Raw genomic sequence first — 18,751 nt, 5'->3', positions numbered from 1 at the left:
GCCGCGACGGCGGTCTGCTCTTTAACCGAAATAACTCAAACGAAATCACCTGACTCAGTGGACCAGAAACATATTCGAAATTTCTCCATCATCGCCCATATCGATCACGGTAAATCGACGTTGGCGGATCGCTTCATCCAGATTTGCGGCGGGTTGAGCGACCGGGAGATGGAGTCGCAGGTGCTCGATTCGATGGATCTGGAACGCGAACGCGGCATCACGATCAAGGCGCAAAGCGTCACATTGGATTATCAAGCCGGCGACGGCGAAACCTATCAACTGAATTTCATCGATACGCCCGGCCACGTGGATTTTTCCTACGAGGTTTCCCGTTCGCTGGCGGCCTGCGAAGGCGCGCTGCTGGTGGTGGACGCCGCGCAGGGTGTCGAAGCGCAAAGCGTCGCCAATTGCTATACCGCGATCGAGCAAGGTCTGGAAGTCGTGCCGGTGTTGAACAAAATCGATTTGCCGTCGGCGGAACCCGAGCGGGTGATGACCGAGATCGAGGATGTAATCGGTATTCCAGCCGACGAGGCTTGCCGGATCAGCGCCAAAACCGGTTTGAATGTCGAGTCGGTGCTGGAGCAGTTGATTCAAAAGATTCCTCCGCCCAGCGGCAACGAAGCAGGGCCGTTACAGGCCTTGATCATCGACTCCTGGTTCGACAACTATTTGGGGGTGGTGTCGCTGGTGCGCATCGTCAACGGCAGTCTGCGCCGCAAGCAAAAGATCACGGTGATGTCGACCGGCAAGTCCTATCTGGCGGAAAAACTGGGTGTGTTTACCCCCAAACAACTGGAAAAGCAGGATTTGGGGACTGGCGAGGTCGGTTTCGTCGTTGCCGGGATTAAGGATATTTTCGGAGCGCCGGTCGGCGACACGATTACCGGCGCCGACAATCCGGCCGCGGAAGCCTTGCCCGGTTTCGAAAAAGTTCAGCCTAGGGTATTCGCAGGTTTGTATCCGGTCAGTTCCGACGATTTCGGCGCGATGCGGGAGGCGCTGGACAAGTTGCGTCTTAACGATTCGGCGTTGAATTTCGAGCCGGAGACCTCGCAAGCCTTGGGTTTCGGTTTTCGCTGCGGTTTCCTGGGCATGCTGCATATGGAAATCGTTCAGGAGCGCTTGGAGCGCGAGTACGATATCGATTTGATCACGACCGCGCCGACGGTGGTTTACGAAGTCGAGACGCATAATGGCGAAGTGTTGATGGTGGATAATCCTGCCAAGTTGCCGGATCCAGGCACCATTACCGAAGTGCGAGAACCGATCATCTTGGCGAACATTCTGGTGCCGCAAGCCTATTTGGGCAGCGTGATCAATCTGTGTATCGAAAAGCGCGGCGTACAAAAAAATATGCAATACGTCGGCGGTCAGGTGAGTTTGAACTACGAACTGCCGATGAGCGAAGTGGTACTGGATTTCTTCGATCGTCTGAAGTCGGTCAGTCGCGGCTACGCCTCGTTCGATTACGAGTTTGTCCGTTTCGAGCCGGCGCCTCTGGTGAAACTGGATGTGTTGATTAACGCCGACAAGGTCGATGCCTTGTCGATTATCGTGCATCGCGATCAGGCTCAGAATCGTGGCCGCGATCTGGTCGAGAAAATGAAAGACCTGATTCCGCGCCAGATGTACGAAGTGGCGATCCAAGCCGCGATCGGTTCCAAAATCATCGCCCGCTCCACGGTCAAGGCGATGCGGAAGAACGTGACCGCCAAATGCTACGGCGGCGACATCACCCGTAAGAAAAAGCTGTTGGAAAAACAAAAGGCCGGCAAAAAGCGGATGAAGCAAGTGGGTAGTATCGAAATTCCGCAGGAAGCCTTTCTGGCGGTGTTGCAGGTCAACAAAGAATAGTGACGGTTTATTAGCATGGATTACGATTTTTCCTTTTTTCTGGTGGCGGCGACCTTCGTTACCGGCGTGATTTGGGGCGGATATTGGTTGTATCTGCGCCAGACTCAACAGCCCTATCCGGTCGAGAAAGAACCGGTGTTGGTGGAATACGCCCGCTCGTTTTTCCCGGTCGTGTTGATCGTGTTGCTGCTGCGTTCGTTTTTGTTCGAGCCGTTCCGGATTCCGTCCGGCTCGATGATGCCGACGCTGCTGGTCGGCGATTTCATTTTGGTGAATAAATTTACCTACGGCGTGCGCTTACCGGTAATTAATAAAAAAATCATCGAAATGAACGAACCAAAACGCGGGGATATCGTGGTGTTTCGCTTTCCGAAACAACCGTCGGTCGATTACATCAAGCGCGTGATCGGCTTGCCGGGCGACCGCATCGGTTATTTCGAAAAAGTGATTTACGTGAACGGCCAGCCGATCAAACAAGTCTCGCTGGGGCGTTATCAGGGCGTCGGTCAAGGTGTCGGCATGAGTGGAGCCGAGCGTCTGGAAGAAGATTTAATGGGCGTCGAACACTCAATTTTGATCAGCCGCGGCGTGTCGACGGTACAAGACGTATTCGTAGTGCCCGAAGGTCACTATTTTGTAATGGGCGACAATCGCGACAACAGTAACGACAGCCGCTATTGGGGGTTTGTGCCTGAAGCTAACTTGGTCGGCAAGGCGTTTTTTATCTGGATGAATTGGGATTGGGAAAATAAGGGCATTGCTTTCGATCGACTCGGCACTAGGCTACGCTAAGCCGACCGGCGGTCGATTCCTATTTAACTCGTTTGGGGACATCCTATGCCGACATCGATCAAGCATCAGCGCGGGCTGACGTTTATTTCCATCGTTTTTATTCTCGGGCTGATCGCATTCTTTACGCTATTGGTGTTGAAGATCGCGCCAATTTATATCAATCATAGTCGGGTGATGAACGCCTTGAAGGCTGTGGAAGCGACCACCGATATCGCCAGCAAGTCCAAAGCCGAGATCAAGTCCAGTTTGGAAAAACGTTTCGACTTGAACTACGTGGAATACGTTAAGCCGGAAGATATCAAGATTGTTGCCCAACCCGGTTATGTCAGCGTCGAGATCGATTACGAGCGGGTGGAGCCCATCTTCGGGAACTTAAGCGTGCTGGTGGAGTTTCACGAAGGATTCGAAGCCGGGAACAAGTGATAAAAAAGCCGGAAATACTTGCGAAAAAATTGGGACTGACCTTCCAAAATCCCGGATTGCTGAGCGTGGCCCTGACTCATCGTAGCGTCGGCGCCAAGAATAACGAGCGTCTGGAATACTTGGGCGACTCGGTGCTCGGTTTCGTCATCGCGCAAAAATTGTACGAATCGTTTCCCGAGGCCGGCGAAGGCGTATTGAGTCGCTTGCGTGCCAGCCTGGTTAATCAGAATTCGCTGGCAGAATTGGCTCGCCAGCACAATCTCGGCGAGTATTTGATACTGGGGTCCGGCGAACTGAAAAGCGGCGGTTTTCGCCGCGATTCGATTTTGTCCGATGCATTGGAAGCGATCATGGGGGCTTTGGTCGAGGATCAGGGCGTCGAGGCATGTCGGACCTGGATATTGGAATTGTTTGCCGGCAAATTGGCCGAGCTGAAAGCCGACGATTGGGTCAAGGACCCAAAAACCCGGTTGCAGGAGTTGATGCAAGCCAAGCGCAAACCGCTGCCAATTTACGAATTGGTCGCGATGTCCGGGGTCGACCATGCGCAAACTTTCGAGGTCAGGTGTAAAGTAGCGGTCACCGATCAGGTTTCCCTGGCCAGCGGCATTTCCCGGAAGAAAGCAGAGCAGGCCGCTGCCGAGAAGATGTTGAATTTACTTTTGAATACAGACAAATGAACTGCGGACATGTCGCGTTAATCGGTAGGCCGAATGTCGGCAAATCCACGCTAATGAATCACTTGCTGGGACAAAAGCTCAGCATCACCTCACGTAAACCTCAAACCACGCGTCATCGCATCGTCGGTATCAAGACCACCGACGCCGGGCAGGCTATTTTCGTCGATACGCCAGGCATGCACCGGGATGAAAAAAGAGTTCTGAACCGCTATTTGAATAAAACCGCCGACAGCTCCTTACTGGGTGTCGATTTGGTGTTATGGCTGTTGGACGGTTTGTATTGGCACGAGTACGACGAGCAAATCTTCAGAAAGCTGGAGCAGGCCGGTCTACCAGTGATTTTGGTCGTGAATAAGATCGACAAGGTGAAGGACAAGCAGGCTGCGCTGGCGTTCTTTGGCGAGGCGGCCAAAAAGTTTCCGTTCCAGCATATCGTGCCGGTGTCGGCGCTGAAAAGCACGAACCTCGACGAGCTGGAACGCCAAATTATGGCTTTGTTGCCGGAGGCCGAGCCGATCTTTCCGGAAGATCAAATTACAGACCGCTCGGAACGCTTTTTTGCCGCCGAGATCATCCGCGAGAAATTGACGCGCCGATTGGGTGACGAATTGCCGTATGCATTGACCGTTGAAATCGAGTTATACGAAGAACATCCCAGTCTGACGAAGATTTACGCCAATATTTGGGTTGAGCGTAGCAGTCAAAAAAGCATCGTTATCGGTAAACAGGGCGAAAACCTGAAAAAAATCGGTACCGAAGCGAGAGTGGACATCGAAAAACTGATAGACCAAAAAGTGTTTTTGCAGCTTTGGGTCAAAGTCAAAAAAGGCTGGTCGGACAACGAACGCGCCTTGCAAAGTTTGGGATTTCTCGACAGCGCGGAGTGATGTCCGACTCGACGGTTTATTTGCAGCCGGCTTATATCCTGCAACACCGGCCGTATCGGGAAACCAGTCTACTGCTCGAGGTTTTCACCCGGGACTATGGCATCGTGTCGATGTTGGCGAAAGGCGTACGCAAGCAAAAATCCAAATCAGCCGGGCTTTTGCTACCGTTCACAGCGTTGAAATTGTCGTTTTCCGATCGCGGCGAATTGAAGACTCTGGTGGGTAGCGAGTTTGTCCGCCAGTATCCCCTCGAGCGCTTGGCGTTGTATTGCGGCTTTTATGTGAACGAACTGGTCCAATTGTTTTTACATCGCCACGACCCGCACCCGGCATTGTTTGCGGTTTACCGGGCAGCATTGCGAGATTTGACCTTGGGTGTCGGTATCGAGCAAACCTTGCGTTATTTCGAATTGGATTTGCTCAGGGAGGCGGGGTACGAGGTTGAGTTGGCGGTCGCGGCGGATCGTGCGCCGATTTCGCCGCGCGAGCGCTACGACTATCGCGCCGATCAGGGCTGGGTACTTGATGCCGGTGGCCGAGCGAGCGGGACAACCTTGCTGGCCTTGGCCAAGCGAGATCGGCTTCAGGACGGCATTGCCGCCGAAGCCAAGGTGATATTGCGCCAGCTTCTGGACGGTCATCTGCGAGGGCGGCCGTTGAAGAGTCGCGAAGTGCTGGCGACGATGTTGAAACATCTATGAATAAATTCACGATAGGATGGGTAATTGCAGCGAATGACTAAGCAACCGATACTACTGGGTGTCAATATCGATCACGTCGCCACGGTGCGTCAAGCCCGCGGTACCCGATATCCCGATCCCGTGCATGCGGCCTTGCTGGCCGAGCAGGCCGGAGCCGACGGAATTACCGCTCATTTGCGCGAGGATAGACGCCATATTCAGGATAGAGATATCGATTTGCTGAAGCAGGTGTTGCAGACCAAGTTGAATCTGGAAATGGCGGTCACCGATGCGATGTTGGATCTCGCTTGCCGGGTGCGGCCGCAAGCGTGTTGTTTGGTACCGGAACGCCGTGAGGAATTGACGACCGAAGGCGGTCTGGATGTCGCGGGAGCCTTGGCGCGGATGCGAGGGGCGTGTAGGCGCTTGGCCGACGTCGGCGTGGAAGTCTCGCTATTCATCGATCCCGAGCTGGCGCAGATCGATGCGGCTGTGCAGGCGGGCGCGCCGGTTGTCGAATTGCATACCGGTCGTTACGCCGATGCCGACAGTCGAGATAGTCGGCTGGCGGAATTGGAGCGCATAAAGGTCGCGGCGGAGTACGCCTATCGTGAGGGCTTGCAAGTCAATGCCGGCCACGGGTTGACCTTGAACAACGTTGAGGCGATTTGTCGAATTCCAACCATAGTCGAGTTGAATATCGGTCATGCGTTGATCGCCCAAGCGTTGTTTGGCGGATTGGCGCAAGCGGTCGGCGACATGAAGCGGGTTATGCGTGAGGCGCGCGCCCAAGTTTAGCCCGATGCTGACAGAGCTGGAGTTTTATCAATTGACCGCGATAGGCAATCGCGACGTCAATCAGGATTGTATGGCGCACCGGGTGTGCGCCGACTATGCGGTTTTCGTGGTGGCCGACGGCCTAGGGGGCCACCACGCCGGCGAAAAGGCGTCGCAGTTTTTTTGCCGTTTACTGGTGGCGTTGGCCGACAAATACCAGCCGCAGATTCATCTGCGCGGCGAATCGGCCGTGCAGGCTTGGATTGCCGACACGATAGGTAAAATGCGCGAGTTGTTCGCCGGCGATCCCGACGGTAGCAACGCCCATACCACCTGTGCCATTTTGTATCTGGATCCGCGTCAGGCCATCACCGCGCATTGCGGGGATTCGCGAATTTACCGGATCAATCCCGAGCGGGTGCTTTGGCGCACCAAGGATCATTCGGTGCCGCAGCAATTGTATGACGAGGGCAGAATTAGCGAGTGGGAAATGGGCGCGCATCCCGATCAGCATAAATTGACCCGCAGTATCAATGTGTTGATGCCGGCTCAGGTTGACGTAGTGCGTTGCCCGCCGATGTTGGAAGGGGAGACGTTCGTATTGTGCAGCGACGGGTTTTGGGAGTTCGTCAAGGAGCAAGAGATGCTGACCTTATCGCAACCGGACAGCGGAAAAGCAGAGCTTAGGAAAATGGCGAAAATGGCGGTGTTGCGCGCGCAAGGCCACAGCGATAACGTCACTGTTCAATGGGTGCGTAAGCTTTAAGGCAAACGTCGTGCGGCATTTTGCCTTAGGGCGTGAAAAAGGCCGAGCCGCTCGCTGAGCGGTTCGGCCTTGTCGGTTGGTCGGATAATATAGGCAGACGCTTAATGTGTTGCCAATCCGTGTTTTTGAATTCTATAAAGTAATGTATCGCGAGAGATGCCCAGCAACCTCGCCGATTTACTGCGGTTGCCCTTGGTTCGGCGCAGTGCCTGTAAGATCATGTCCGCTTCCAATGCGTCCAATTGCAGGCCAAGTTCGGGTAAGGTAAATGCTGAACTTGGATTGGCGGGGCCGCGATTAAATTCATGGGGCAGGTTTTCAGGTTCGATGACCTTGCCTGACAACAAAATGCTGAGGCGCTCGCACAGATTGCGCAGCTCGCGAACATTGCCCGGCCACTTGTAGGATTTCAAGGTCCTTAACGCGTGCCGGCTGAAAGTTGGCGGTTCCAGACTGTGGGCCGCCGAGAAATGGGTAAAGAAGTGATTGGCCAGCAGCTCAATGTCGTCGGTACGTTGATGAAGAGCCGGAATTTCAAGAGGAACCACATTCAGGCGGAAATACAAGTCCTGCCGAAATTCGCCGAAATCTATCAGTTTGCTCAGATCGGCGTTGGAAGCGGCGATGACACGGACGTTGACTTTATAGGGTTTAGTGCCTCCGACCGGAAGGCATTCGCCGGATTCCAAGAAACGCAACAATTTGGACTGAATCGAAAAGGGCAACGAGTTGATTTCGTCAAGAAATAATGTGCCGCCGTCGGCCGCTTGAAACAGGCCTTGTTTGTCGCCCACCGCGCCGGTAAACGCACCTTTTTTATGTCCGAAGATCTCGGATTCCACCAAACCTTCCGGCAATGCCGCGCAGTTTAGTGTGATGAACGGTTTGTTGGCTCTAGGGCTTTCTTTTTGGATGGCGGTGGCAAGTACTTCCTTGCCTGTGCCGGTCTCGCCTTTGATCAAAACGGTTACGTCGGTTGCCGCAACGATGCGCGCGCTACGGATTAGCGCCTCGATAGCCGGAGATTGACCGATAATAGGATCGAAATTATCCACTGCTAACCTCTCAAAACGTCGTTATATGTTCAACCCGCATTGGATTAAGCCAGGGGAAGGCCGCCAACAAAGCGAAGATGATAAACAAGGTGCCCGCGAGATGTTTTAATTGTCGGGATTTGTAAAGCCTTGTTAAGAGCGTAGTCATTATACCGACACCCATCACCGCAGGTAAAGTCCCTAGACCGAAAGTGAGCATAGTCAAGGAACTATGGATAACATTTCCGGTCGTCGCGGCCAGAGCGAGCGCCGTATATATCAAACCGCAAGGTAGCCACCCCCAGACCATCCCGAATAGGAAGGCCTGAGTACGGTTTTTTACCGGTATCAGACGGCGGCCGAAGGGTTCTATCAGTTTCCAGAAACGTGAGCCCATTTTCTCAATATAGGCGAAGCGCGGGAACCAGCCCGCTATATACAGACCGGCGCCGGCCATGATGATCGCCGACAGCAATTGCAATACCCGGTGAGCATCGCCTTGACTTAAAGGCAGGCTTAGAAAGGTCTCGAGCATGCCGGCCAGAGCGCCCGCCACGGTGTAACTGAACACTCGGCCGAGATTGTAGTTCAGGACGATGCTAAATAATTTGAGTTTGTCGTTGCGTAATTCGGGCTTCAGGCTGTAAGTCAACGATCCGATAATCGAGCCACACATGCCGATACAATGCAGGCTGCTGAGCAATCCCATGACAAAGGCGGCGAAATACGAAGCGTTGAAATCGAGATAGAGGTGCATGATGAAACCGGAGACAGACGACCGCGCGATTATAGTCGTTTTTATTTGGGACTAAGTGTTGACGTCGCCACTCGGCGCGTCGAACGTCTGTTTATTGTGACCGCAAACTCGATTACGGCCTTGGTGTTTGGCTTGGTATAGTGCATTGTCGGCCGCGCCGAGTAATGTCGAAACGTCGTCACGCGCGTGCGGTTGCAGGGTGGCGACGCCGATCGAAATCGTTACCAGTCGATAGGGTTCGTTGAGAATATGCGGGGTCTTCAAGTTTTCGACCGCTTGACGATACTGATCGGCCCGGATCATCGCTCCGATGGCATCGGTGTTCGGTAAGAGAATCGCAAATTCCTCGCCTCCTAGTCTGGCCACCAAATCCTCGGGACGATGGGTTGTAGTCCGCAACGACGCGGATACTTTTTTAAGGCAGTCGTCTCCGAGCGGGTGGCCGTAGTAGTCGTTGAATTGCTTGAAGTGGTCGATGTCGGCGATCAATAACGACAATGGCATGCCGTTACGTTTGCTTTGATTCCATTGGCGTTCCAACGCGGCATCGAAGGCGCGCCGATTGGGGATTTCCGTCAGTCCGTCCAAGGATGCCAGTTTTTCCAGCAAATCGGATTTGGTTTTCAACTGAATTTGAGTTTTGACCCGAGCCAGGACGATCGACGGCGAAAACGGTTTGGTGATGTAGTCGTTGCCGCCTATCCGAAAACCGTGGACTTCGTCTTCTTCGGATCGTTTGGCGGTTAAAAAAATAATCGGAATGTTGCGGGTTTTGTCGTGCGATTTGAGACGTTTGCAGATTTCATAGCCGTCCATGTCGTCGAGCATGATGTCCAGCAAGATCAAGTCGAGATCCTGCGTATTGGCGATTTGTAACGCCAAATCCCCGCGCACGGCCACTTTGACTTGATAGTGCGGTTCGAGGATGTTCTTTATCAAGTCGAGATTTTCCGGGCTATCGTCCACTGCCAGAATCTTGTGTTGATTGATGTTTTCCATGAACTTAAATCCCGTGATCGAGAAGATGGTTTATCGCCTGCGCCGCGTCGATGAATTGGTAATTGGCGATTTGTTTTTTAATGGGCAATAGCGCGGAGATTAGGTTTCTATCGTCAATGTGCGCCAAAATATGGTCCAGTTGCTGATCGGCGTCCGAATCGAACACTTGAAGCTTATTGATCAGGATTGCCAGTTGTTGACGAGTTTCCAGCGACGACAACGGCAAAGGCGCTATTTCCATTGACGTTTCCTGGGGGAGCGTGATTTTGATGCTGTTGACGAGCTTGGCCATTTCCAGCGTAATCGTCGCGATATTGCTGTCGATATTCGGCACGTGCGCAATATCGAGCTTGTGATCTTTCAACGATTCCTCCAAACGAACCAATTGGCTTTGTAATTGTAGGGCGCCCAGCGATCCGACCAAGCCTTTCAGGGTGTGAACCAGTTGGTAGGCCTTGTCGTAATCGTTGGAGGAGAAGGCATGGGCGATTTCCAGCATCGTATCGGCATGGTTCTCGGCGAATTTTTGCAGAACTTTTCGGTATACGGCGTGGTTGCCGGCCGTATGTAATAGGCCGGTTGCACTGTCTATGCCGTAAAGATAGGGAATTAAGGCCTCCGCGGAAGCGGTGGGACTCTCGGCCGACTCGTCGTGGCGCGGCGGAATCCACTTTACTAACATCGCATACAGCGTTTCGGGCAAGATCGGTTTGCTAATGAAATCGTCCATATCCGCTTGCAGGCATTTATTGCGGTCGTCGCTCATTGCATTAGCCGTCATCGCGATGACCGGCAGTGTTTGGCAGCCGGACAGCTTGCGCAGCTGACGGGTGGTTTCGTAGCCGTCCAATACCGGCATTTGAATATCCATCAATACGCAGTCATAGCTTTGCCCACGTAGTTTGGCGAGAGCAATTTCGCCGTGTTCGGCAATATCGACGCACAAATGCGCTTGTTCTAGTAATTCGATCGCGACGATGCGGTTGACCTCGTTGTCCTCGACTAACAAGATGCGCGCGCCGCGAATGTATTGAAGCTTGCTGGTATCGACCGGGTTTTGCTGTTGGTGCTGGGCCAAACGTATCGATGCAAGATTAGTGACACCCAGGTTCACGGTGAACGTAAAAGTCGAGCCTAGGTTTTCCTGGCTGCTGACGCTGATCGATCCGCCCATCTGTTCGACCAGTTGTTTGGAAATGATCAGGCCCAGTCCGGTGCCGCCGTAGTGGCGCGTGACGCTGCTATCTCCTTGGCTGAAGGCTTGAAACAATTTGGACTGTAGCTCCTGGCTCATTCCTATCCCGGTGTCGACGATGCTGAATTGCAGGCAGACGTGTTGGGTGCTACGGCTGATTTCGGTCAGCGTGACTCGCACTTCGCCGAAATCGGTAAATTTGATGGCATTACCGATCAAATTGATGAAAATTTGCCTGAGCCGTTGCGGATCGCCGATGACCGCGTAACTGGCGCCCTGAAGGTTGGGGCGGATCAAGTCGACCCCTTTGCGCGCGCTCAGCTCGGACATCGTCGAAAACACTTGGTCCAACATCTCTTCCAATAAAAACGGCAGCGATTCCAAATGCATCTTCCCGGCTTCCATTTTGGAAAAATCCAAAATGTCATCGATGATCGTCATAAGAGAGCGCGCCGCGGTTTCCACGCGTTCCAGGTAATCGCGTTGCTTGGCGGTCACGGCGCTGTTCAGGCAAAGTTCGACCAAGCCGATGATAGCGTTCATCGGGGTGCGGATTTCGTGGCTCATGTTGGCCAGAAACTCTGATTTGACCTTGGTCGCTTGTTCCGCCTGATGTTTGGCTTCCAGCAGGCGCTGCTCGGTTTGAAGTCGATCGGTGATGTCCTGCATCGTACCCTGTATCGCAATACAGCGGCCATCTGGCGCGAGTATCGGCTTCCCTCGTTGGTGAACATGGCGAATTTGACCGTCACCAAGCACGATGCGGTGGCGAAAATCGATGCCGTTCTCGGCTTCGGGGTGCTCCATCGCCGTCTTGAACAGATTCAGGTCGTCTGGATGTACCAGTTGCTCGCAGAGGTTGGCATAGTTGGGAATAAACCCGGTCTTGCCGGTGCCGGTGATCCGATACATTTCGTCCGACCAGCTAAAGTGTTGATCCTGCAAATGCCAGCACCAGTCGCCGATGTGGGAAAGCGCTTGCGCGTCCATGAGGCGCTGTTTTTGATCCTTGAGCGCGGCAATTGCCCGGCTACGCTCCAATTCCGCGCTGATTTGTACCGCGAATAGCGTCAATATGTCGCTTGCCGGATTTACGTCCGGAATGGGACGACAATAGGCGACTGCCACGAATCCGAAGCCGTGTTGCTGGTTGTCGAGCAACGGGATCGCTAGATAACCGACGATCCCTCGATCGCGTAACCACTCGGACTTGGGAAAACGGTCCGCGACCGCCTGCGTGTAACAGCACGGGGTGCCGTTTTGAAGGTCTGGGCTTGGAAAATCCCGCGGGTCCAATTCGAGGTTTTCGACGATTTGACCCTTAGCGCACAGCGATAGGCTGCGGGCACGGCCGAGTTCCCACTGCTCCGCGATCAGTGCGTAATCGGCGCCCAGGGTTTCCAGCGCCAGTAGGGCTAGGTTATCCAGCATCGAGCCGCCGGCATGCTGCGCGGAGCTGGTGATGATGTTCCGAATCGCGCTACTTTGCTGGCGTTGCTGGGTGACGTCGGTCACCAAGCCCTGGTAGTCGACGACGCGTCCGAATTCGTCGCGGGTCAGAACTTTGCGATCTTGCACCCATTTGACGCCGCCGTTCTTGGCGATGATCCGGTAGGGTTGATGGACCACTTCCCGGCAATTGGCATCGTTGCCGCAGCTGCTAATTTCCCGAATGTAACCGTCCAAATCGTCTGGGTGAATCAAGTTCATGTAGAAAATGTCACCGGTTGCCAATTGTTCGGCGCTATAGCCGAACAATTGGCGAGCGTTTTCGGTGGCGAATTCGATAGGCATACCTTCGGCATTATTCCATTTCATCACCACTGCCGCGCTGTGACTGATGATTTGGTAGGCCGCTTGCAGGCTGCTTTCCGATTGCTTGCGGGCGCTGATGTTTTGGTGAGTGCCGCACAATCGGGTCGGTTTGCCGGTTGCCGGATCGCGAGCGACCACCGCCCCGGCGCCTTGAATCCAAACCCAGTGTCCTTGCCGGTGTTGCATTCGGAATTCGATTACGTAGGGTTCGCCAGATTCGATATGTTGGGAAATGATGCGATGAACGCGTTCGCGATCGTCGGGATGGAGCCGATTTGCCCAGTCGGAGATGTAATGGTCGAGGTCGGCGGCGCACAGGCCCAGCATGTCTAGCCAGCGTTGGTTCACCGAATGCTTGCCGGTCAGGTAGTCCCAATCCCAATAACCGAGTTCGGCACCGTCAATCACAAGGGCTAATTGCTCCTCGACCTGTTTGCGAGAGCTAATGTCGGTCTGGATTTGCAGCAATCGAGGATACGCCGGTCGTGGCAGTCGAGTTAGCGAAATTTCTTGCCAATGGCCGTTGGCGTATCTGAAATCGGTAGCGGGCATTTCCTGGCCAGCCCGGATGTGCTGGCAGATGGGACAGGCGTTTTCGCTGAACTGAGCGGGATGGAACAGTTCGTGCACCGGTAGGTCAATCAGTTCTTCGACTGGCAAGTTGACCGTAGTGGCAGCGGTTTTGTTGACCGAACGGATAATGCAGTGGGTATCGACAACAATCAAAGTTTGGCTTGACGCATCCTGAATGTCGTAACCGGTGGAGATTCCGCGACGTCGGTCGTCTTTCAGCATCAAGATCAATAGCAGCAGAATCGCCAAGCCGGGTAGCGCGACATCGGTGCCGAATACGGGTAGTTCGTGCGGTGTCCGCAGGTGGTGAAGAAACGTCAATGCGATATTGCCTAGCAACAGCAGGCAGACTACTATCAGCGCTAGCCTGGAAATCGGATTGGCATTGTTGGCGGACGGCTCTTGCATATCGGTGCGGATGAGGCGGATATTGATCGCTGACGAGACTCGAATTCGCGTAATTCGCTGAAATGGTTGTCAGCGGATCGCGCTTGTCAAAGAATCGAGGTCTTGTTGGGTTCGCCGGCGCATTCCTTAACCAGTTTCGGAACCAGATAACCCGGCAGGGTTCGCTGCATTCGTTGTAGCAACTGTTTGGCCGTGTCTTCGGCCACTTCAAAATGACCAACGCCGGCGGCTTTATCCAGCAGATGTAAATAATAGGGCAAAATGCCGAAGCCAAATAGTTTTTCACTTAAATTGCAGAGCGCATCGACATTATCGTTTATACCGGCGAGCAGTACGCTTTGATTTAGCAGTGTTATGCCGCGCCGTCGCCAGCGGTTTAAAATCGCTCCAACGTCGGAACTCAGCTCATTGGCGTGGTTGGCATGCACCACCAAAACGATAGAAACGGCCAGTCCGCTTAAATAGTCCAACAATGTATCGGTCATGCGTTCCGGCAGTACGATCGGGATACGGCTATGGATTCTAATCCGGCGGATATGACCGATACCGGCTAACGCAGTCAGCAAATTGAAAAGTTTGTCGTCGCTCAATAACAGCGGATCGCCGCCGCTCAAAATAACTTCGTGTATATCGGGGCGTTCAGCGATATAGTCCAGCGCCAGAGCCAATTTGCTCCGCGACAACTGCTGTTCGGCGTAAGGAAAGTTTCTCCTGAAGCAATAGCGGCAATGTACCGCGCAACCGCCGGTGGCGACCAATAACACCCTGCCGGCGTATTTGTGGATGACGCCGGGAGCGGCGATTGCGTGCAAGTCGCCGACCGGATCGCGGCTATAACCAGGATATGCGTGCAATTCGGCGCCAAGCGGAAGAACTTGACGCAACAGCGGATCGTTGGGATTGCCCGGTTCCATGCGGGCGGCGAATCCGCGCGGTACTTTGAGTGGGAAGGCTGGGTAGTCGCGAAGTATCGGAAGTTCGTCCGGAGTCAATTCCAGGTATGTCAACAAGGCATCGACGCTGTCGAAAGCATCGGCCAGCGACCGTTGCCAACGGGCGGTTTTGGGTGTCAATTTAGCTCCGGTTTCCGATTGAAATTCCAATCCATTATAATCGGCGGACTATTGTTTGTTTCACGAGGAAAAAATGGCGATTTACAGCACCAACGAATTCAGGGGCGGATTGAAGATCATGCTCGACAACGACCCTTGTTCGATTATCGAAAACGAATTTGTTAAACCGGGCAAGGGGCAGGCGTTTAACAGGGTTAAGATCAGAAACCTGAAAACCGGCCGCGTCATCGAGCGTACCTTCAAGTCCGGCGATACCGTGGAGAGTGCCGACGTCGTCGATAAAGACATGCAATATCTTTATAGCGATGGCGAATTCTGGCATTTCATGGTGCCGGATACCTTCGAGCAATACCAAGCCGACAAGAACGCCGTTAGTGAAGCCTTGAAATGGCTGAAAGAGCAGGATATGTGCATCCTGACCTTGTGGAATGATGCGCCGCTGTCGGTGACGCCGCCCAACTTCGTCGAGCTTGCGATTACCGAAACCGACCCGGGTTTGAAAGGCGACACCTCGGGTGGCGGCGGCAAACCCGCGACGCTTGAAACCGGTGCGGTGGTAAGGGTACCTCTGTTCGTACAAATCGGCGAGGTGATACGCGTCGACACCCGCACCGGCGAATACGTTTCCCGCGTCAAGGAATAGTGTCGAACATCTGGCGGCCGACATGCTCTCTCGAACAGTTGCGCGCGAGGGCGGCGATGTTGGCCGGTATACGCCGGTTTTTCGCGGATCGGCAAGTGCTGGAAGTGGAAACGCCGCTGCTATGCGGGGCAACCGGCACCGATCCGCAACTGCATTTCTTTCGTAGCCAATTCGATTTCCCTCCACAATCGCGCGATCTGTTTTTGCAAACGTCGCCGGAATTTGCGATGAAGCGCTTGCTGGCGGCCGGAAGCGGCTGCATCTATCAAATTTGCAAAGCGTTTCGAAATGGTGAGGCCGGGCGTTATCACAATCCTGAATTCACGATATTGGAGTGGTATCGGGTCGGTTTCGATATGAAACAACTGATGGCCGAGGTTGGCGAACTCTTGTTGTCGCTGTTTTCAGCCGCGCGCCCCGATTTGGCCATCGAGTGCTCGAGCTACCGAGAGGTGTTTGTTGCTCGGACCGGTTTGGATCCCCTGGTTTTCGACCTGTCCGGCTACCGTGCTTTCGCGGCGGCTCACGGAGCTTGCGAGGCCGGCGAGTTGTGCGGCGACGATCATTCGTTGTGGTTGGATTTTATATTCAGTCTCTATGTTCAGCCGGCGTTGATTGGCGACCGAGTGCATCTAATCCACGGCTATCCGGCGATTCAGTCTTCGTTGGCTAGGATCGATGCGGACGACGCGAGGCTTAGCCAGCGCTTCGAAGTGTTTGTCGATGGCGTCGAACTCGGTAACGGATTTTACGAGCTGACCGATGCCGACGAGCAGGAGCGGCGTTTCGATCGGGAGATCGCATATCGTTCAAGCCAGGAGTTGCCGGTCGTTAACAAGGACCAGCGGTTTTTGGCAGCGCTTCGAGAGGGGGTGCCGGATTGTAGCGGGGTCGCTTTGGGTTTGGATCGGTTGTTGATGTTATTGACGGACTGCAAAGCCATCGACCAAGTTCTTGCGTTTCCAGTGGCGCATGCTTGAAAACCGTGTTGTCTCGATCATTAAAATGTCCCCCTCTCCGGAAGGGGGAGCACGTCGTAACTCGGTGTTCTCGGTCGGTTCGAAATCACCGTTCAGGGAACTTATGTCGGCCAGCTGAATTTTCTACCCACGCGGGCGTCTTCATAGGCGTCCAGCGCTTGCCTGACATCGTCGACAAAGAAATTTTTCAAGCCACGTCCCAGCCTTTGTGCAAGCATCGGCAAGGCTTGTTCTTTATCAATGTAATTTGACGGTTCTCGGCCCTTGCGGTAATTGAACAGCGCGTTTCTAACCGCTTCGCACAAATAGCATTCCGTGCCTTCCGGCAAGGTTTCGTTTAAATCGCGGATCAGACGAGGTGTGATTTTATTCATGGCAAGCCTCTCGGAGATGAGTGTTTGACAGCAATCCTTGAACGGCGGAGGACTCGCTCCCGAGTCCTGTTATCGAGAAGATAACGCCTTCAGGTTGCAGCATCGCCGAACCGATGTCAATGGGCTTTTTTAGAAGATTGCGGCGGAAAAGTTGGGCAAAATTTGCCGAATAAAATCCGGCAAATTTTGTGGTCGTTTTGGCGGGCCGGCATGCGCGATAACCTGTCCGCCTTGGTGTGGGTCATTCCTGTGTTTTTTCGTCTTTGCCGGCTGGTTTGCGCAAACGGATGCCCAACTCCTTGAGTTGTTCCTCGCTGACTTGAGCCGGCGCGTTGAACAGCGGGCAGGCTGCGGTTTGAGTTTTCGGGAAGGCGATGACGTCGCGGATTGAACTGGCGCCGGTCATCAGCATCACCAGACGGTCCAAGCCGAAAGCAATGCCGCCGTGCGGGGGCGCGCCGTATTTCAACGCATCCAGCAGGAAGCCGAACTTCTCGCGGGCCTCTTCGTGGCCTATGCTCAGAATATCGAACACGGTTTGTTGCATCGCCGTGCGGTTGATCCGGATCGACCCCCCGCCGACTTCGGTGCCGTTCAGGACCAAGTCGTAAGCGCGGGACAATGCCTTACCTGGATCGGTTTTCAGTTCGTCGATGCCGCATTTCGGCGCGGTAAACGGATGGTGGATGGCGGTGTAGCGCTGGGCTTTGTCGTCCCAGGCGAACATTGGGAAATCGATAACCCACAGCGGTTTCCACGGGCCGGTCAACAAACCGCGATCCAAGCCGAGTTTGACGCGCAACGCGCCCATGGCTTCGTTGACGATGCCGGTCTTGTCCGCGCCGAAAAAGACCAAATCGCCGTTTTGGGCGCCGACTTTGTCCATCACTTTAGCCCAAACGTCGGCCGGGGCGAATTTGACGATAGGCGATTGCAAGCCGTCGATACCCGCCGCCAGGTCGTTAACCTTAATGTAAGCCAGGCCTTTGGCGCCGTAGATGCCGACGAACTTGGTCAGTTCGTCAATGACGCTACGGCTCAGCTCGCCGCCTTCGGGCAGTTTCATCGCCACGACACGGCCGTTCGGATCGTTGGCCGGACCGGAAAACACCTTGAATTCGACGTTCTTCATTTCGTCGGCGATGTCGACCAGTTCAAGCGGGATGCGCAGGTCTGGACGGTCGGAACCGTAACGGCGCATCGCTTCCTCGTAAGTCATTACCGGGAACGGGTCGCCGAGATCGACATTGATGATGTCCTTGAACAGGCGGCGGATCATTTCTTCCATTACCGCCATGATGTCTTCCTCGTTCATGAACGAGGTTTCGATATCCAATTGGGTGAATTCGGGTTGGCGATCGGCGCGCAGGTCTTCGTCGCGGAAGCAGCGGACTACTTGGTAGTAGCGATCCATGCCCGCAATCATCAACAATTGCTTGTACAGCTGCGGCGATTGCGGCAGCGCAAAGAACGAGTTTTGATGGGTCCGGCTAGGTACGATGTAGTCGCGCGCGCCTTCCGGGGTGGCCTTGGTCAAATAAGGCGTTTCGATTTCGAAGAACTCGTGTTCGTCCAGATACTGGCGCAGGTTGCGGGTGACGTCGCGGCGCACTTTCATCTTCTCCAACATCGCGGTGCGGCGCAGGTCGATGTAACGGAAACGCAAGCGGGTTTCCTCGTTGACCTCGATGTCGCTTTCCAGCGGGAACGGCGGGGTTTCCGACTCGTTCAACACTTCGATATGCTTGCCCAAGACTTCGATCTCGCCGGTCGCCATGTTCGGGTTGTGCGTGCCGGCCGGCCGGTCGCGAACAACGCCTTCGATGCGCAGCACATATTCGCTACGCACCTGTTCGGCGGTCGCGAAACTTTCCGCCGCGTCGGGATCGAACACCACTTGCACCAGACCGGCGCGGTCGCGCAGATCAATGAAAATGACCCCGCCGTGGTCGCGGCGGCGATGGACCCAGCCGCACAGCGCGACGGTCTGGCCTAGATGTTGGGTGTTCAATTCTCCACATTTGTGGCTACGCATAAT

General features: G+C 54.3%; 17 protein-coding genes. 10 read left to right on the top strand and 7 right to left on the bottom strand.

All coding sequences use genetic code 11. The annotated features are described in order from the left end of the window. Positions 1-57 precede the first annotated feature (57 nt). Genes lepA through A1355_RS22740 form a run of 8 tightly spaced genes read left to right on the top strand, consistent with a single transcriptional unit; the run spans position 58 to position 6,862 of the window. Positions 58-1,857: a translation elongation factor 4 gene (gene lepA, locus A1355_RS22775; RefSeq protein ID WP_064031569.1), complete on the top strand. Its 1,800-nt coding sequence runs from the start codon at positions 58-60 to the stop codon at positions 1,855-1,857. Between the two features lie 15 nt (positions 1,858-1,872). Beyond that, positions 1,873-2,649 carry a signal peptidase I gene (gene lepB, locus A1355_RS22770; RefSeq protein ID WP_064031568.1) on the top strand — a complete coding sequence of 259 codons (777 nt, stop codon included), beginning with the start codon at positions 1,873-1,875 and terminating at the stop codon, positions 2,647-2,649. A 45-nt stretch (positions 2,650-2,694) separates the two neighbouring features. Beyond that, positions 2,695-3,072, top strand: a complete 378-nt coding sequence (locus A1355_RS22765) for a DUF4845 domain-containing protein (RefSeq protein WP_064031567.1) — start codon at positions 2,695-2,697, stop codon at positions 3,070-3,072. After that, positions 3,069-3,752 (top strand): ribonuclease III, encoded by a 684-nt coding sequence (rnc, locus tag A1355_RS22760; protein ID WP_064031566.1) that lies wholly within the window; start codon positions 3,069-3,071, stop codon positions 3,750-3,752. The genes A1355_RS22765 and rnc overlap by 4 nt, the downstream gene beginning before the upstream one ends. After that, positions 3,749-4,639: a GTPase Era gene (gene era / locus A1355_RS22755; protein ID WP_064031565.1), complete on the top strand. Its 891-nt coding sequence runs from the start codon at positions 3,749-3,751 to the stop codon at positions 4,637-4,639. Before rnc ends, era begins: the two co-directional genes overlap by 4 nt. Continuing rightward, positions 4,639-5,340 carry a DNA repair protein RecO gene (gene recO, locus A1355_RS22750; RefSeq protein WP_064031564.1) on the top strand — a complete coding sequence of 234 codons (702 nt, stop codon included), beginning with the start codon at positions 4,639-4,641 and terminating at the stop codon, positions 5,338-5,340. Before era ends, recO begins: the two co-directional genes overlap by 1 nt. Before the next feature lie 33 nt (positions 5,341-5,373). Further along, positions 5,374-6,117: a pyridoxine 5'-phosphate synthase gene (gene pdxJ / locus A1355_RS22745; RefSeq protein WP_064031563.1), complete on the top strand. Its 744-nt coding sequence runs from the start codon at positions 5,374-5,376 to the stop codon at positions 6,115-6,117. A 4-nt stretch (positions 6,118-6,121) separates the two neighbouring features. Then, complete coding sequence (locus A1355_RS22740; RefSeq protein WP_064031562.1) at positions 6,122-6,862, top strand: PP2C family protein-serine/threonine phosphatase; 741 nt, start codon at positions 6,122-6,124, stop codon at positions 6,860-6,862. Positions 6,863-6,963: 101 nt separating this feature from the next. Here A1355_RS22740 and A1355_RS22735 read toward each other — a convergent pair whose 3' ends face one another. From A1355_RS22735 to epmB, 5 genes are all read right to left on the bottom strand, one after another. Beyond that, positions 6,964-7,917: a sigma-54 interaction domain-containing protein gene (locus A1355_RS22735; protein WP_064031561.1), complete on the bottom strand. Its 954-nt coding sequence runs from the start codon at positions 7,915-7,917 to the stop codon at positions 6,964-6,966. Positions 7,918-7,927: 10 nt separating this feature from the next. Beyond that, positions 7,928-8,653, bottom strand: coding sequence for a sulfite exporter TauE/SafE family protein (locus A1355_RS22730; RefSeq protein ID WP_064031560.1), 726 nt, complete (start codon positions 8,651-8,653; stop codon positions 7,928-7,930). 51 nt (positions 8,654-8,704) lie between these two features. Then, entirely contained in the window at positions 8,705-9,652 is a 948-nt protein-coding gene (locus A1355_RS22725; RefSeq protein ID WP_064031559.1) for a diguanylate cyclase domain-containing protein, read from the bottom strand. A 4-nt stretch (positions 9,653-9,656) separates the two neighbouring features. Further along, positions 9,657-13,643, bottom strand: coding sequence for a PAS domain-containing protein (locus A1355_RS22720; RefSeq protein WP_064031558.1), 3,987 nt, complete (start codon positions 13,641-13,643; stop codon positions 9,657-9,659). Between the two features lie 86 nt (positions 13,644-13,729). After that, positions 13,730-14,716: an EF-P beta-lysylation protein EpmB gene (epmB, locus tag A1355_RS22715; RefSeq protein ID WP_064031575.1), complete on the bottom strand. Its 987-nt coding sequence runs from the start codon at positions 14,714-14,716 to the stop codon at positions 13,730-13,732. A gap of 73 nt (positions 14,717-14,789) precedes the next feature. Between epmB and efp the strand changes: the two genes are divergently transcribed. Then, complete coding sequence (gene efp, locus A1355_RS22710) at positions 14,790-15,359, top strand: elongation factor P (RefSeq protein WP_064031574.1); 570 nt, start codon at positions 14,790-14,792, stop codon at positions 15,357-15,359. Next, entirely contained in the window at positions 15,359-16,339 is a 981-nt protein-coding gene (gene epmA / locus A1355_RS22705) for an EF-P lysine aminoacylase EpmA (RefSeq protein ID WP_064031557.1), read from the top strand. Before efp ends, epmA begins: the two co-directional genes overlap by 1 nt. Before the next feature lie 101 nt (positions 16,340-16,440). Here epmA and A1355_RS22700 read toward each other — a convergent pair whose 3' ends face one another. Both A1355_RS22700 and aspS read right to left on the bottom strand, forming a co-directional pair. Then, positions 16,441-16,713 (bottom strand): hypothetical protein, encoded by a 273-nt coding sequence (locus A1355_RS22700; protein WP_064031556.1) that lies wholly within the window; start codon positions 16,711-16,713, stop codon positions 16,441-16,443. A 241-nt stretch (positions 16,714-16,954) separates the two neighbouring features. Next, positions 16,955-18,748 carry an aspartate--tRNA ligase gene (gene aspS, locus A1355_RS22695; protein WP_064031555.1) on the bottom strand — a complete coding sequence of 598 codons (1,794 nt, stop codon included), beginning with the start codon at positions 18,746-18,748 and terminating at the stop codon, positions 16,955-16,957. Between the last annotated feature and the right edge of the window lie 3 nt (positions 18,749-18,751).

Source organism: Methylomonas koyamae (genome assembly GCF_001644025.1).
In the GTDB taxonomy this organism is placed as follows: Bacteria; Pseudomonadota; Gammaproteobacteria; order Methylococcales; family Methylomonadaceae; genus Methylomonas; species Methylomonas koyamae_A.
The sequence above is the reverse complement of the archived record's forward strand: the minus strand, read 5'-3'. Positions and strand labels throughout refer to the sequence as shown.